Annotated in this window: 11 protein-coding genes; 7 read left to right on the top strand and 4 right to left on the bottom strand. The window is 50.5% G+C overall.

The features are described from left to right. Nucleotide 1: 1 nt before the first annotated feature. On the top strand, nucleotides 2-1,156 hold the full coding sequence (locus tag GC097_RS26050; protein ID WP_171686185.1) for an aminotransferase A: 1,155 nt from the start codon (nucleotides 2-4) through the stop codon (nucleotides 1,154-1,156). A gap of 61 nt (nucleotides 1,157-1,217) precedes the next feature. On the opposite strand, the gene GC097_RS26045 is transcribed toward GC097_RS26050, so the two are convergent. From GC097_RS26045 to GC097_RS26030, 4 genes are all read right to left on the bottom strand, one after another. Further along, nucleotides 1,218-2,339, bottom strand: coding sequence for an N-acetyldiaminopimelate deacetylase (locus GC097_RS26045; protein WP_171686184.1), 1,122 nt, complete (start codon nucleotides 2,337-2,339; stop codon nucleotides 1,218-1,220). A gap of 20 nt (nucleotides 2,340-2,359) precedes the next feature. After that, complete coding sequence (dapD, locus tag GC097_RS26040; protein WP_171686183.1) at nucleotides 2,360-3,070, bottom strand: 2,3,4,5-tetrahydropyridine-2,6-dicarboxylate N-acetyltransferase; 711 nt, start codon at nucleotides 3,068-3,070, stop codon at nucleotides 2,360-2,362. 108 nt (nucleotides 3,071-3,178) lie between these two features. Continuing rightward, nucleotides 3,179-5,065 (bottom strand): ABC transporter ATP-binding protein, encoded by a 1,887-nt coding sequence (locus tag GC097_RS26035; protein WP_171686182.1) that lies wholly within the window; start codon nucleotides 5,063-5,065, stop codon nucleotides 3,179-3,181. After that, complete coding sequence (locus GC097_RS26030) at nucleotides 5,062-6,786, bottom strand: ABC transporter ATP-binding protein (RefSeq protein ID WP_171686181.1); 1,725 nt, start codon at nucleotides 6,784-6,786, stop codon at nucleotides 5,062-5,064. Before GC097_RS26030 ends, GC097_RS26035 begins: the two co-directional genes overlap by 4 nt. 388 nt (nucleotides 6,787-7,174) lie before the next feature. Between GC097_RS26030 and pyrR the strand changes: the two genes are divergently transcribed. From pyrR to pyrF, 6 genes are all read left to right on the top strand, one after another. Beyond that, a complete protein-coding gene (pyrR, locus tag GC097_RS26025) occupies nucleotides 7,175-7,729 on the top strand; it encodes a bifunctional pyr operon transcriptional regulator/uracil phosphoribosyltransferase PyrR (protein WP_171686180.1) in 555 nt (184 codons plus the stop codon). After that, the gene (locus tag GC097_RS26020; protein ID WP_171686179.1) at nucleotides 7,726-8,631 is read left to right on the top strand and encodes an aspartate carbamoyltransferase catalytic subunit; all 906 of its coding nucleotides are present in this window, start codon (nucleotides 7,726-7,728) and stop codon (nucleotides 8,629-8,631) included. Before pyrR ends, GC097_RS26020 begins: the two co-directional genes overlap by 4 nt. A 20-nt stretch (nucleotides 8,632-8,651) precedes the next feature. Further along, the gene (gene pyrC, locus GC097_RS26015; RefSeq protein WP_171686178.1) at nucleotides 8,652-9,935 is read left to right on the top strand and encodes a dihydroorotase; all 1,284 of its coding nucleotides are present in this window, start codon (nucleotides 8,652-8,654) and stop codon (nucleotides 9,933-9,935) included. Nucleotides 9,936-10,094: 159 nt separating this feature from the next. Then, a complete protein-coding gene (gene carA, locus GC097_RS26010; protein ID WP_171686177.1) occupies nucleotides 10,095-11,270 on the top strand; it encodes a glutamine-hydrolyzing carbamoyl-phosphate synthase small subunit in 1,176 nt (391 codons plus the stop codon). Beyond that, a complete protein-coding gene (carB, locus tag GC097_RS26005; protein ID WP_171686176.1) occupies nucleotides 11,257-14,466 on the top strand; it encodes a carbamoyl-phosphate synthase large subunit in 3,210 nt (1,069 codons plus the stop codon). The genes carA and carB overlap by 14 nt, the downstream gene beginning before the upstream one ends. Then, a complete protein-coding gene (gene pyrF, locus GC097_RS26000; protein ID WP_246294448.1) occupies nucleotides 14,459-15,211 on the top strand; it encodes an orotidine-5'-phosphate decarboxylase in 753 nt (250 codons plus the stop codon). The genes carB and pyrF overlap by 8 nt, the downstream gene beginning before the upstream one ends. Nucleotides 15,212-15,222: the final 11 nt, after the last annotated feature.

Raw genomic sequence — 15,222 nt, 5'->3', positions numbered from 1 at the left:
CTTGGACCATTTAATTAATCCACAAGTGAAAGAGATTCAAATTTCAGGTATTCGCAAAATATCCAATCTGGTCAGCACGATTCCAGGGGCGCTGACATTAACGATCGGACAGCCGGACTTTCCGACGCCGCGCCATATCATTGAAGCGGGACAAAAGGCGCTGGATCAAAATAAAACCGTGTATACGCAAAATCCGGGCTTATTGGAGTTAAGAGAAGCGGTGTCGCATTTCGTAAACGTGAAGTACGGTCAAACCTACCGCGCGGCAGATGAGATTATCGTGACAGCGGGGGCCAGCCAAGCTGTCGATATTGCACTTCGAACGATCCTTACACCTGGTGCGGAAGTCATCCTGCCAGCTCCGATTTATCCGGGGTATGAGCCATTGATTCGCTTAGCCGGCGGCGTTCCCGTGTATGTAGATACGAGAGAGAATGGTTTGAAATTAACAGCCGAGCTGCTTGCGCCTTACTTGACCGATCAAACGCGCTGCGTGATTTTGTGCTATCCGTCCAATCCAACGGGGCAAGTGCTGAGCAAGCAAGAACTGAGCGATTTGGCACAACTGCTGGAAGACCGGGAATTGTTTGTTTTATCCGATGAAATATACAGCGAGCTTGTATATGGGGAATCGCATCAATCCATTGCGACCATCGGCAAGCTGCGGGAAAAAACGATTGTCATTAACGGGTTGTCCAAATCCCATGCGATGACAGGATGGCGGATAGGCTTTACACTGGCGCCAGCCAATATTACGGAGCATATGGTTAAGGTGCACCAATACAATGTCACCTGCGCCAGCTCAGTAAGCCAGTATGCGGCGCTGGAAGCTTTGACGGCCGGCATTGACGATGCGCTGCCGATGCGGAAAGAATATGAAGCACGCAGAGACTATGTCTATGATAGATTGCTGGCAATGGGGTTTGAGTTGGATAAACCGGACGGGGCGTTCTATTTGTTCCCTTCCATTACTAAATTCGGACTATCTTCCCAGGAATTCGCGATGAGACTGCTTCAAGAAGAACATGTCGCCGTTGTGCCAGGGGATGCTTTTACTTCCTATGGGGAAGGCTTTATCCGTATTTCTTACGCTTATTCGCAGGAAGTATTGGAAGAGTCGCTAAACCGTTTGGAACGTTTTATCAGCAAATTGTAACTTGCGCACAAAAAACCTCCAAAGCCCATTTCACAAGGGCTTGGAGGTTTTTTTGCATTACTTACTGGGCTTTATATCTAAAATATGCGGTTATTGTGTCTATCGCCACGTCAATGGCGCGCTCGTCCGGGTCGAGCTTGGCGTTGTGCAGGCCGTGCGGGGTGTCTACCCCTAACCAGAACATGAAGCCGGGAATTTGCTCCAGAAAGTAGCCGAAATCTTCACCGGTCATAGCTTCCGTGCATTCCACAAGCTGAACCTGATCGTTTGTGCGCAGCCACGTCATAAATTCCAACGTAAGGGCAGGATCATTAAACACTTGGCGGTAATTGGAACCGTAATCGATCGTGACTTTGCATTCAAAGGAACTTTCGATACCGGCTGCGACCGCCTCGATCCGCTTCTTGATCTTGTTCATCGAATCGGCGGAAAGGGTGCGAATCGTGCCTTCCAAGCGGCCTTTCTCGGCAATGATGTTCTGCTTCGTGCCAGCTTCCATTTTGCCGATGGTAACCACAGCCGAATCCAGCGGATTCACATTGCGGGAAACGATCGTCTGCAGTTGGCCAACCATTTGTGTCGCCGCGATGATCATATCGTTCGCTTGATGCGGATAGGCCGCATGTCCGCCTTTGCCTAAGAGGTCGATAAACAGCTCAGAGGTATTGGCGAACAGGATTTCAGGCCGCGTGGCAATCGTACCCACCGGGTATTCGGGAGCAATATGGAGGGCCACCATCTGATCTGGCTTCCAATCCTGCAGCTCTTCCGCTGCAAGCATTGGCAAGGCGCCGCCGGGGCCTTCCTCCGCTGGCTGAAACAAGACAACCAGATCATCCCGCATCGGTTGCTGAGCGAAATGGGCAACAACGCCCATTCCGATGGACATGTGCAAATCATGTCCGCAGGCATGCATGTAACCGGGGTGCTGCGAAGGAAACGGTAGAGAAGTTTCCTCCGTGATCGGCAGCCCGTCCATGTCCGCCCGGTAACCGAAGCGTTTGGTTGGATTCGTTCCTTTCAAATAAACCAGAATGCCTGTACGCCATGTACGGATGGTCATCCGATCCTGCGGCAGCTTGGCAAGGTGGTCCAGAAGCAGCTGCTGCGTCTTGAATTCCTGAAAGCCCGGCTCCGGGATTTGGTGCAGCTCACGGCGCAGAAGGGTGAAAGGGCTAAGCATAGCGTTCCCTCCAGATGATCTTACAGGGTACGAAGATCTTGTAAGATTTCTGTTTTGGATTTTGTTTTGTCGTCAACTTTTTTGATTACGCGCGCAGGAGCACCTGCAACAACGGTATATTCTTCTACGTCTTGAGTAACGATTGCACCAGCGGCAACAACGGAACCTTTACCGATGCGCACGCCTTCCAAGATAACTGCGTTCGCGCCTACAAGCACATCATCCTCGATTACGCATGGTTGTGCGGAAGGAGGCTCGATTACGCCGGCAACAACAGCTCCGGCTCCGATGTGACACATTTTGCCGACTTGCGCTCTGCCGCCAAGAACCGCGTTCATGTCGATCATCGTGCCGTCGCCTACGGATGCGCCGATGTTGATAAGTGCGCCCATCATAATAACGGCGTTGTCACCGATATGTACTTTATCGCGAATAACCGCACCTGGCTCGATACGAGCGTTGATGCCTTTCAGGTCAAGCATAGGGATCGCGGAGTTGCGGCGGTCTGATTCAACCACATAATCAGCGATTTGCTCTTTGTTAGCTTCCAGCACAGGGGAGATTTCGCTCCACTCGCCAAATACGACGCCGCTGCCGCCGGAAATGAAGGATTGGCTGCCTTCTCCGAAGTTAATGCCGTCAAGGTTTCCTTTTACATATACTTTCACAGGTGTTTTTTTCTTGCTTTCTTTAATAAACTGAATGATTTCTAGCGTATTCATTTCGCTCATGGTGACATCTCCTTCAAAATTAAATTGACTCTCCTATATTAGCAGATAGGGGACGAGGTGAAAAGGACTGCGTAAGGAGCCCGATGAACTCGGTACGCAGTCCCCTGATTATGAAACGGCATTTGAGGCGAATTGGCTGTTGTAAAGGTCGGCATAGAAGCCTTGCTGCGAGAGGAGCTGTTCGTGAGTTCCTTGCTCAATCACAGTACCATGATTCATTACAAGAATGAGATCGGCATCTCGAATGGTAGAAAGACGGTGCGCAATGACAAAGCTCGTGCGATTCTCCATCAGATTGTTCATCGCTCTCTGAATGGAAACTTCCGTCCGTGTATCTACGGAGCTGGTCGCCTCATCGAGAATCAGGATCGCAGGATCCGCGAGAATTGCCCGGGCAATAGTCAGCAGCTGCTTTTGTCCATGAGAGAGATTGGAGGCTTCTTCATTGAGCACTGTTTCGTAACCGTCCGGCAGCGTTCGAATGAAATGATCCGCGTAAGCCGCCCGCGCTGCATTCACAATATCTTCATCGGACGCGCCCTCTCGGCCGTAAGCAATATTATCGCGAATTGTCCCGTTGAACAGCCAAGTGTCTTGAAGGACCATCCCGAAAAGTCCGCGAAGATCGCTGCGAGACATTTTGCGTGAATCTACGCCATCGATGGAAATCGTCCCGCTTTGCAATTCATAGAAGCGCATCAGCAGGTTGACAATCGTCGTTTTGCCCGCTCCGGTCGGTCCGACAATGGCTACCGTTTGTCCCGGTTTTACCTCAATATTCATATGATCGATAAGCGGCGTATCCGCTTTGTAGGAGAAAGCGACGTCCTTAAATTGCACAATCCCGCGCACATTGGATAAAGCTTTGCCGGCTGCCTCTTCCAACACTTCCTCAGGCTCATCCAAAAGCTCGAAGATTCGTTCGGCGGCTGCGATTGTGGACTGAATAATGTTCGCGATGTTGGCAACCTGTGTGATCGGCATTCCAAATTGTCCGGAGTATTGAATGAACGCCAGAATATCACCGATTTTGATCGAGCCATTCGTAACCATGATCCCCCCGATAACGCTGACAAGCACATAACCGATATTGCCGATAAACGACATGAGGGGAAAAATCATCCCGGAAATGAATTGCGCCTTCCAGCCGGAGTGATATAACCCGTTATTAATTTCATTGAATTTCTCGATCGATTTGTTTTCGCGTCCGAAAGCTTTAACAATGGTATGCCCGGTATACATCTCTTCGACGTGGCCGTTTAGCTCGCCAAGCGTTTGTTGTTGTCCTTTGAAATACTTTTGAGACCGTGAAGCAATGATCTTCGTTCCCCAAATACTTAAAGGCAAAGTAATGATGGTGGCTAATGTGAGCAAAGGGCTAATCGTAAGCATCATGATGATGATCCCCAGCAGTGTTACGACCGAGGTGATCAACTGCGTCAAGCTCTGCTGCATGGTGGACGAGATCGTATCCACGTCGTTCGTGGCGCGACTCATCGTATCCCCGTGGCTGCGTGTGTCAAAAAAGGAAAGAGGGACCCGGGTCAGCTTTTCGCTGATATCTTTACGAAGATTAAACACGATTTTCTGAGTGACGCCAACCATGATCCTTTGCTGGATAAAGGTTAATACAGCACTGAATACATAAAGCGCAGCGAGGATCAAAACGATCTGAAGGAGCGCATCGAAATCGATTTTGGCGCCGGCCACACCTTTCAGTTTGGCCATGGAGCCTTCATACAGCTTTGTCGTTGCGTTCCCCATCAGTTTGGGACTAATGATGCTGAATACCGTACTCAGGATAGCAGCCCCAATAACAAAAAAGATGGATACCCGGAACGGTTTCATATAGCTGAAAAGGCGGCGCAATGTCCCTTTGAAATCTTTCGCTTTTTGAACCGGCCTGCCCATTGCCCCCATGCCTCCACGGCCAAAATGAGCCGAATTTACTCCTTGTGAGGAAGAAGGGGGCTGCTTTTTCGATTGTTCACTCATGCAATTTCCTCCTCTGACAGCTGGGAAGCCACAATTTCTTGATATACGCTGCAGGTGCTCATCAGCTCGGCATGCGTGCCGATACCTGCAATACGCCCATCTTCCAAAACGATGATCCGGTTAGCGTCCATAATGGTGCTGACACGCTGGGCTACGATGATCTTCGTTGCTTGTACCGTCTCCACTTTAAGCGCTGCTCTCAGCTTAGCATCGGTTTTGAAGTCAAGCGCGGAGAAGCTGTCGTCGAACACATAGATTTCCGGTTTGCGGGCGAGCGCCCTTGCAATGGCGAGCCGCTGTTTCTGACCGCCTGATAAATTCGTTCCGCCTTGGGCGAGAATCGATTCATATCCGTCTTTCAGCTCGGCAATGAAATCTGCCGCTTGCGCAGTCGCAGCCGCCTGGCGGATCTCCTCGTCCGTCGCCGTCTCATGTCCGAAACGGATGTTATCGGCAACGGTTCCGGAAAATAACGCTGCCTTTTGAGGCACGTAACCGATATGCTGCCGGAGGCTTTCCAGCTTCAGTGCAGGCAAGGGAAGGCCGCCAACGGTAATGCTGCCTCCGTTTATATCGTAAAAGCGTAAAAGCAAATTAATCAGTGTCGTTTTACCGGAACCTGTACCTCCGATAATGGCAGTTACCTCACCGGGCTCGGCCCGGAAGGAAATATCACGAATCGCCGGCTGTTCTGCGCCAGGATAGCTGAAAGTCACATTCTTAAATTCGATCGCAGCTTGATTCGAAGAAAGGCTTTTCGCCTCATTGGCATCATGGATCGTAGAGTTCATGGACAAAACTTCATGAATACGCACGGAAGATGCGGATGCTCTAGGTATCATCATGAAGATCATCGTCATCATGAACATCGAGAACATAATTTGCATCGCATATTGGATGAAAGCCATCAAATCGCCAATCTGCATTTGGTTATCGTCAATCCGCACTCCGCCATACCAAAGGATGACGACAATGCCCAGGTTAAAGACCAGCATCATCACCGGCATCATGGTCGCCATGATGGTGTTTACTTTGATGGCTGTTTGGGTGTAATCGAGGTTCGCTTTCTCAAACTTCTGTTTTTCATGTCCGGAACGGTTAAAAGCGCGAATGACCCGAATGCCGGTTAAATGCTCGCGAAGCACGAGGTTTATGCCGTCGATTTTGACTTGCAGCAATTTAAAAAGCGGAAGCCCTTTGAGCATGATGCCAATGATCGCCAACGCAAGAATCGGGATAACGGAGATCAGGACAATCGCCAGATGAGCATCTTTGTAGGTGGCCATAATCACACCGCCAATCAGCATCGTCGGCGCGCCGATGAACATCCGCATCATGACGATTACCTGCTGGACTTGCGCGATGTCGTTCGTCGTTCTTGTAATCAGAGAGGAGGTGCCGAGCTTGTCAAATTCATGCAATGAAAAGCTTTCGACATGGCTGAAAAGCTTGCCGCGTAAATCTCTTCCGAATCCAGTAGCCGTCCGAGCCAGCAAGTAGCTTGCGATGATGACACAGCCCATAGCGCCCATAGCTACTAAAAGCATATAAACCCCAAAACGGAGAATGTATGCAACATCTCCTTTTAAGACCCCGACATCGACGATGTCCGCGAGCAAAGTGGGGAGATATAATTGGGCCAGCGACTGCAGAAGCATTAACGTAATGATAGCAGCAACTGAAATTCTGTACGGTTTCAAAAGCTTGAACAGTTTGAACATGTTTTCCTCCTTAGAGTTTCGTAACAAAGCGGAATCCTATTTAATATGTAAATTATAACACATAGGAAATCCTCTGCTCAAAAATTCAACGTTATGCATATTGACATGTCTTGTCGAAAGTGGCATAATTCTTTTAATTACATATGTACCTTTAAAAACAGTCCAGAGAGGCTGGCAAGGTAGTCGATGAGAAAAGACGGGATAGACTGAGTCGCGGATTCGGTTTATGAACAAGCTTGGGGATGTGCGCATCCTTATGCCCCGCTCTGTATCTTTATGCACGCTAACTCCTTGCCAAATTGGGCAAGGAGTTTTTTGGCATATCTCAACTCGGCCAAACTCAACCAATGCTTACGATGCCAGTTTTCCTACTTAGGAGGCGATTCAAATGAACGATGCAGCTGAACACACGATTATAGACGAAATGGGAATTCGTCGTGCTCTTACACGGATTGCGCATGAGATACTTGAAAAGAATAAAGGTGTAGAAAATTGCACCCTAATTGGGATTCGGACCCGAGGCATTTATTTAGCGAAGCGAGTCGCTGAACGGATTTTAGAAATTGAAGGGATTCCGGTTCCTGTCGGCGAGATTGATATCACCTCCTATCGTGACGACCGGGTCAAAGTGAAGTCCGTCGAAAACGTCCAAGAAGGCGGCCGCATCCAAATTCAAGACCGCAAAATCATCCTTTTCGATGATGTCCTTTTTACGGGACGGACCGTGCGGGCAGCGATGGACGCCTTAATCGACTTAGGCAGGCCGCAAATGATTCAATTGGCCGTGCTTGTGGACAGAGGGCATCGCGAGCTGCCGATTCGCCCTGATTATGTAGGAAAGAACGTGCCCACCTCCAAAAGTGAAAGCATTGAAGTGCTGCTAACGGAAATCGACGAGAAAGACGGCGTCATCATACTTCAACAGAGGGGGAAACAGGAGTGAGCATAGTGAGTGCACAAACAAAGCATTTTCTGGGATTGAAAGGGGTTAGCTCAGGAGAGATCATGAGCATCCTAGATCGGGCGGCACATTGGGAGCAGTATCCTGCGAAAGTGACGAATCAATTCCAAGGCAAATTCGTTTCCAACTTATTTTTTGAAAATAGTACAAGAACCCGGTTTTCCTTCGAAATGGCGCAAAAGCGTCTAGGTGCAGAAGTGCTTAATTTCTCTGCTGCGGAGTCAAGCGTACAGAAAGGCGAGTCGATCTACGACACGGTCCGCACGCTAGAGTCTATGGGCATCGACGCAGGCGTCATCCGCTTGAAGCCCAATGGCGTGCTGCAAGAGCTCGCCGAGAACATCCAAATCCCGCTCATCAACGCGGGTGACGGCAACAATGAGCATCCGACGCAAGCGCTGCTCGACTTCTACACGATGCGCAAGCAGTTCGGCGCAATCAAAGGGCTGACGGTCTCCATCGTCGGCGACATCCTGCACAGCCGCGTAGCGCGCTCCAACCTGTGGGGCTTGCTCGAACTTGGCGCCAAAGTGCAGTTCTGCGCGCCGGCCAGCATGCAGGCTCCGGAGCTCGCTGAGTTCGCGCCGTATGTATCCTTCGAGGAAGCGCTGAAAGCAGATGTCGTAATGATGCTGCGCGTACAGCTGGAACGCCACAACACAGGACTGCTTCGCTCGGCCGAAGAGTACCGCGAACAGTACGGTCTAACGCTAGAACGCGCAAGCCGCTTGGCGCCTCACGCGATCATCATGCATCCTGCTCCGGTCAACCGTAACGTGGAACTGGACGATGCGCTGGTCGAACATGAAAAATCGAAAATCTTCACGCAAATTGCTCACGGCGTTCCGATTCGCATGGCCGTCATTGAACGAGCTTTATCATAAAACAGGGGGATTTCACCACAATGGGCATTTGGATTCTAAACGGACTTACAGTTGACGCAAATAATGTACAAGCGAAGAAACACATTTTTGTTGAAAATGATAAAATTGCCCAGGTTCTGGACGTTGAAGGCGGCTCAGCTCCGCAAACGGAAGGTCATGAAGTGATCGATGCGGCAGGCAAGCTGGTAGCGCCAGGCTTTATCGACATGCATGTTCACTTGAGAGAGCCTGGCTTTGAACATAAAGAAAATATTGCGACGGGCACGCGTTCCGCGGCAAGAGGCGGTTTTACAACGATTGCCTGCATGCCGAATACAAGACCGGTTATCGACACCGTAGATACGGTGAAGTACATATTGGATAAAGCAGCTGCAGAAGGCGTCATTCGTGTCCTTCCTTACGGCACGATTACGAAGAACGAGCTTGGCCGCGAATTGACTGACTTTGCAGCGCTGAAAGAAGCGGGTGTTATCGGCTACACGGATGACGGCGTAGGCGTGCAAAGCGCGCAAATGATGAAGGATGCCATGGCGCTGGCCGCATCTATCGGGATGCCGATCATCGCTCACTGCGAGGATGATACGCTTGTTGTCGGAGCGCCGGTCAGCGAAGGCTCCTTCGCGAAGAAGCACGGCCTCAAAGGCATCCCGAACGAATCCGAGGCGATTCATGTAGGGCGCGATGTGCTGCTGGCTGAAGCGACCGGTGTACACTATCACGTGTGCCACGTATCCACAGAGCAATCGGTTCGCCTGATTCGTCACGCGAAGCAGTTCGGAATTAAAGTGACCGCAGAGGTATGCCCGCATCACTTGGTGCTGTCGGATGAAGACATTCCGGGGCTTGACGCTAACTGGAAGATGAACCCGCCGCTGCGTACGCCGCGCGATGTGCAGGCTGTCATCGAAGGTCTGGAAGACGGGACGATCGACATCATCGTAACGGACCATGCTCCGCATTCGGAAGAGGAGAAAGCGAAAGGCATGATGCTTGCGCCGTTCGGTATACTTGGCTTCGAAACAGCGTTCAACCTGCTGTATACAAAATTTGTTCTGACAGGCCAATGGACGCTGGGCTTCCTGGTCGATCGAATGACGAAAAAACCTGCTGAAGTATTCGGACTTCCATACGGAACTTTGAATGTTGGAAGCGTAGCGGACATTACGATCGTAGATCTGGAAACCGAACGCGAGGTTATAAAAGAAGAGATCGTTTCACGCAGCAAAAACACACCGTTTATCGGATGGAAGCTGAAGGGCTGGCCGGTCGTCACGATCGCCTCCGGTAAAATCGTTTATTCATAAAAACGACAAGAACGATCTGTACGGGAAGGTTAATTTCGTGTATATTTATACAAAATGATAATTTTTTATGCAAGTCTATGCGAGACATTCATAAAGATGCAAGCAGGACATCCGCGGTTCGTGAGAATCGCCTGACAATAGTGAAGGAGCTGAACATACATGCAGGCAAGATTGTTGCTGGAAGACGGCACGCTTTTTACAGGAAAATCGTTCGGTAGTGAAGGAGAGTCCGTCGGCGAAGTTGTATTCAACACGGGGATTACAGGGTATCAAGAGGTTCTTTCGGACCCTTCCTACTGTGGTCAAATCGTGACGATGACTTATCCACTAGTGGGGAACTACGGTGTGATTCGTGATGATTTTGAATCCGTACGCCCATTCATTCATGGCTTTGTCGTTCGTGAGCATGAAGAAGTCCCAAGCAACTGGAGAGCGCAATACACGCTTGGCAGCCTGCTCAAGGAATATGGCATCGTAGGCATCAGCGGCATCGATACGCGCATGCTGACTCGTAAAATCCGCCATCATGGCGTTATGAAAAGCTTGCTGACCACATCCAATAAATCCGTTGCAGAGTTGACTGAAATCTTGAGAGGAACTTCCCTCATGACGGATCAAGTTGCCCGCGTCTCCACGAAAAGTGTTTTCGGCGCGCCTGGTCACAAAGAGCGTATCGTGCTCGTTGACTTCGGGGCAAAAAGCGGAATCATCCGCGATCTGAGCAAACGCGACTGCGACGTTGTCGTTGTGCCTCAAGATGCGACTGCGGAACAAATTCGCCGCCTTGCACCGGACGGCGTCCTGCTGTCCAACGGCCCTGGGGATCCGAAAGACGTTCCTCACGCTGTTGAAATGATCAAAGGCCTGCTTGGCGATATCCCGCTCTTCGGCATTTGCTTGGGCCATCAGCTGTTTGCACTCGCTTGCGGTGCGGACACGGATAAACTGAAGTTCGGCCACCGCGGCGGCAACCACCCGGTTAAAGATCTGGCTTCCGGCCGCTGCTACATTACATCGCAAAACCATGGCTACACGGTTAAAGAAGAGTCCGTCGCAGGAACTGATCTTGAAGTGACGCACATTAATAATAACGACCGTACAATCGAAGGCTTGAAACATAAGAAATACCCTGCGTTCTCGGTTCAATACCACCCGGAAGCAGCGCCTGGACCTTTTGACTCCAGCTATCTGTTCGATGATTTTATCTCGCTAATTCGTCAGCACAAACGCGATAATCCGGAGCAGCCGCGCCAAGCGCAAATGCTTGCTCAGTGGAAAGCGTCTACGGCATCGTCATCTGTAAGTAAGGAGGAACTGCAATATGCCAAAAAATAATACACTCAAAAAAATCCTCGTGATCGGTTCCGGCCCGATCGTTATCGGTCAGGCCGCTGAATTCGACTACGCAGGAACGCAAGCTTGCCAAGCATTGAAAGAAGAAGGCATGGAAGTTATCCTGATCAACTCCAACCCGGCTACGATCATGACGGATACGAACATGGCGGATAAAGTATATATCGAACCGATTACGCTTGAATTCGTAACACAAATCATTCGTCAAGAGCGTCCGGACGGTTTGCTTCCGACACTGGGCGGTCAAACGGGTCTTAACATGGCGGTAGAACTGGCTCGCGCCGGTGTTCTGGAGAGCGAGAACGTGAAGCTTTTGGGAACTCAGCTTACTGCGATTGAGAAAGCGGAAGACCGCGACCTTTTCAGAGACTTGATGAGAGAACTGGAGCAGCCGGTACCGGATAGCGTTATCGTAACAACGGTAGCTCAAGCGGTCGATTTTGCTAATGAAATCGGCTTCCCGATCATTATTCGCCCTGCCTACACATTGGGTGGTACAGGCGGCGGTATTTGCAACACAATGGAAGAGCTGACGGATATCGTAGCTTCCGGAATTCGTTATAGTCCAATCGGCCAATGTCTCGTTGAACGCAGTATTGCGGGCATGAAAGAAGTCGAGTATGAGGTTATGCGCGACGCGAACGACAACTGTATCGTCGTTTGTAACATGGAGAACTTTGATCCGGTAGGCGTACATACGGGAGACAGTATCGTTGTAGCGCCAAGCCAAACGCTGTCGGACCGCGAATATCAAATGCTTCGCTCCGCTTCGCTGAAAATCATCCGCGCTTTGAACATCGAAGGCGGTTGTAACGTACAATATGCGCTTGATCCGCACAGCTTCCAATATTATGTCATTGAAGTTAACCCGCGCGTAAGCCGCTCTTCAGCGCTTGCTTCCAAAGCGACGGGCTATCCGATTGCCAAAATGGCGGCTAAAATCGCGATCGGCTATACACTAGATGAGCTTGTCAATCCGGTAACGGGTCAAACTTATGCATGCTTTGAGCCTGCGCTTGACTATATCGTGTCCAAAATTCCGCGCTGGCCGTTCGATAAATTTACGGCAGCTAACCGCAAGTTGGGGACACAAATGAAAGCGACCGGTGAAGTGATGGCCATTGGCCGTACGTTCGAAGAGTCCATTCATAAGGCTGTACGCTCGCTGGAAATCGGTGTACATCGTTTGTTCCTGAAAGAAACGGACCTTCTGGATACGGAAACATTGGAATTCCGCCTGCAAAAGCCTGACGATGAGCGCTTGTTCTTACTAGCGGAAGCTTACCGCAGAGGCTATACCGTAGAACAATTGCAAAATTTGACGAAAATTGACTGGTGGTTCTTGAACAAGCTGGAAGGCCTGATCAAGTTCGAGCAAGAAATCGCAGCGAATGAACTGACAGCTGAACTGCTTTTCGAAATTAAGCGCAAAGGCTTTACAGACCGCGCAGTTGCTGAAATTCGTACGCTTGCAGGCTGCTCGACATTCATTAACGAAGCTGAAGTAAGAACGTATCGCTTGAAGCAGAACATTAAACCGGTCTACAAAATGGTTGATACTTGCGCAGCGGAGTTCGAAGCTTCAACGCCATACTACTATTCAACTTATGAACAAGAAGATGAAGTAACGGAAACAACCAAAGAGAAAGTCGTCGTCCTTGGCTCCGGTCCAATCCGTATCGGTCAAGGGATCGAGTTCGACTACTCCACCGTTCACGCGGTATGGGCGATTCAAGCTGCCGGTTACGAGGCCGTTATTATCAACAACAACCCGGAGACAGTTTCCACTGACTTCAATACATCCGACCGCTTGTACTTCGAGCCATTGTTCTTCGAAGATGTCATGAACGTAATCGAACGCGAAAACCCAATCGGGGTTATCGTACAGTTCGGCGGACAAACAGCGATCAATCTGGCTGCTCCTCTGCACAAAGCAGGAGTTCGCATTCTGGGCTCCGATCTGGAAAGCATCGATACCGCTGAAGATCGTAAAAAATTCGAAGCTTTGCTAAGCAAGCTTTCCATCGCACAGCCTCCTGGTGGCACTGTAACATCGGTCAATGATGCGGTTGGGACAGCAGCGAAGTTCGGTTATCCGGTCATCGTTCGACCTTCCTATGTCTTGGGCGGACGTGCGATGGAAATCGTCTACTCCGATGAAGAATTGCTAAGCTACATGGAATATGCGGTGAAAATCAACCCAGAGCATCCAGTTCTAATCGACCGCTACATGCTCGGTAAAGAGGTAGAGGTTGACGCGATTTGCGATAGAGAAACCGTCCTAATCCCTGGGATTATGGAGCACGTTGAGCGCGCAGGGGTTCACTCCGGCGATTCCATCGCCGTGTATCCGCCGCAATCGCTCTCTGATGCGATTAAAGCGCAAATTATTGAGATTACAACAAAAATCGGTCTTGAACTGAACGTAGTCGGCTTGGTGAACATCCAGTTCGTTATCCACAATGAACAAGTGTATGTCATCGAGGTTAACCCGCGTTCTTCCAGAACGGTGCCATTCTTAAGCAAAGTAACGAACATCCCGATGGCTAACGTGGCAACTCGCGTTATTATGGGGCAAAAGCTTGCTGACATGGGGTACAAAAGCGGACTATGGCCGGAAGATAGCTATGTTTCGGTTAAAGTGCCTGTCTTCTCCTTTGCGAAGCTTCGCCGTGTAGACACAACGCTCGGACCTGAGATGAAGTCGACAGGTGAGGTTATGGGCCGCGATACAAACTTTGCTAAGGCTCTATACAAAGGCTTAATCGGTGCGGGCATGAAAATTCCATCCGCCGGTTCAGTCGTTGTCACAGTCGCTGACAAAGACAAAGATGAAGCTATTGAAATTTTGAAAGGCTTCTACCGTCTTGGCTACAAAATCATCGCTACGGGCGGAACGGCAACGGCGATTCAAGAAGCCGGTCTTCCGGTAACAACAGTGAACAAGCTGAGCGAAGGCTCACCTAATATCTTGGATCTGATTCGTAGCGGGGATGCGCAGTTCGTCGTAAATACGCTGACCAAAGGCAAAACGCCTGAGCGCGACGGTTTCCGTATTCGCCGTGAAGCGGTTGAGAACGGCGTGGTTTGTATGACTTCCCTGGATACGGTAAGAGCACTCGTCAATATGCTTGAAGCTATCAATTTCTCTTCACGCGCAATGCCGGTTCATGTCTAAGAAAGAGGTGGCGGACTTGTCAGTAATTACACGTATGGATGTTGCCGGACGCATTATGGTCGCGCTCGATTACGCGAATGCCGCAAGTGCCGAAGGGCTGCTAAAGCAGCTCGAAGGGATTCCTTGCTACGTGAAGGTGGGCATGCAGCTGTTCTATGCTGCAGGTCCCGGCTTCGTCGCGAGCTTGAAGGATCGCGGGTATAAGGTGTTCCTTGACGTCAAGATGCATGATATCCCGAACACAGTCAAAGGCGGCGCGGAAAGCGTAACGCGCCTAGGGGTTGATGTGTTCAATGTTCATGCTGCCGGAGGCAAGGACATGATGGAAGCCGCCTTGGAAGGTGTCGACAAGGGGTTGGCCGCAGGCGCTGCACGTCCGATCGTCATCGGCGTGACGCAGTTGACCAGCACCTCGCAAGCGGTGCTGAATGAAGAAATCGGCTTGACCGGGACGGTTGAGCAAGCCGTCATTCGCTATGCCCGCTTGGCGCATGCCGCAGGGCTGCAGGGCGTCGTCGCGTCACCATTGGAGGTGACCGCGATTAAGGCGGCGTGCGGCGACGGATTCGTCACCGTGACGCCGGGCATCCGCCCAGCGGGAGCGGATGTGGGCGACCAGTCGCGCATCATGACGCCGGCCGAGGCTTTCGCGCAGGGAACGGATTACGTCGTGATCGGCAGACCGATCACAGGCGCGGCGGATCCAAGGGCTGCGATGGAATCGATTATCGATTCCATTCTGTAGCACCTAACAAC

The sequence above is a fragment of the Paenibacillus planticolens genome, from assembly GCF_013141725.1.
Lineage (GTDB): Bacteria > Bacillota > Bacilli > Paenibacillales > NBRC-103111 > Paenibacillus_E > Paenibacillus_E planticolens.
The sequence above is the reverse complement of the archived record's forward strand: the minus strand, read 5'-3'. Positions and strand labels throughout refer to the sequence as shown.

Bases quoted from the DNA above. Each gene is read 5' to 3' on its own strand.
- GC097_RS26045 (WP_171686184.1), bottom strand. From the start codon at position 2,339: ATGCTTAGCCCTTTCACCCTTCTGCGCCGTGAGCTGCACCAAATCCCG.
- dapD (WP_171686183.1), bottom strand. From the start codon at position 3,070: ATGAGCGAAATGAATACGCTAGAAATCATTCAGTTTATTAAAGAAAGC.
- GC097_RS26035 (WP_171686182.1), bottom strand. From the start codon at position 5,065: ATGAGTGAACAATCGAAAAAGCAGCCCCCTTCTTCCTCACAAGGAGTA.
- GC097_RS26030 (WP_171686181.1), bottom strand. From the start codon at position 6,786: ATGTTCAAACTGTTCAAGCTTTTGAAACCGTACAGAATTTCAGTTGCT.
- pyrR (WP_171686180.1), top strand. From the start codon at position 7,175: ATGAACGATGCAGCTGAACACACGATTATAGACGAAATGGGAATTCGT.
- pyrC (WP_171686178.1), top strand. From the start codon at position 8,652: ATGGGCATTTGGATTCTAAACGGACTTACAGTTGACGCAAATAATGTA.
- carA (WP_171686177.1), top strand. From the start codon at position 10,095: ATGCAGGCAAGATTGTTGCTGGAAGACGGCACGCTTTTTACAGGAAAA.
- carB (WP_171686176.1), top strand. From the start codon at position 11,257: ATGCCAAAAAATAATACACTCAAAAAAATCCTCGTGATCGGTTCCGGC.
- pyrF (WP_246294448.1), top strand. From the start codon at position 14,459: ATGTCTAAGAAAGAGGTGGCGGACTTGTCAGTAATTACACGTATGGAT.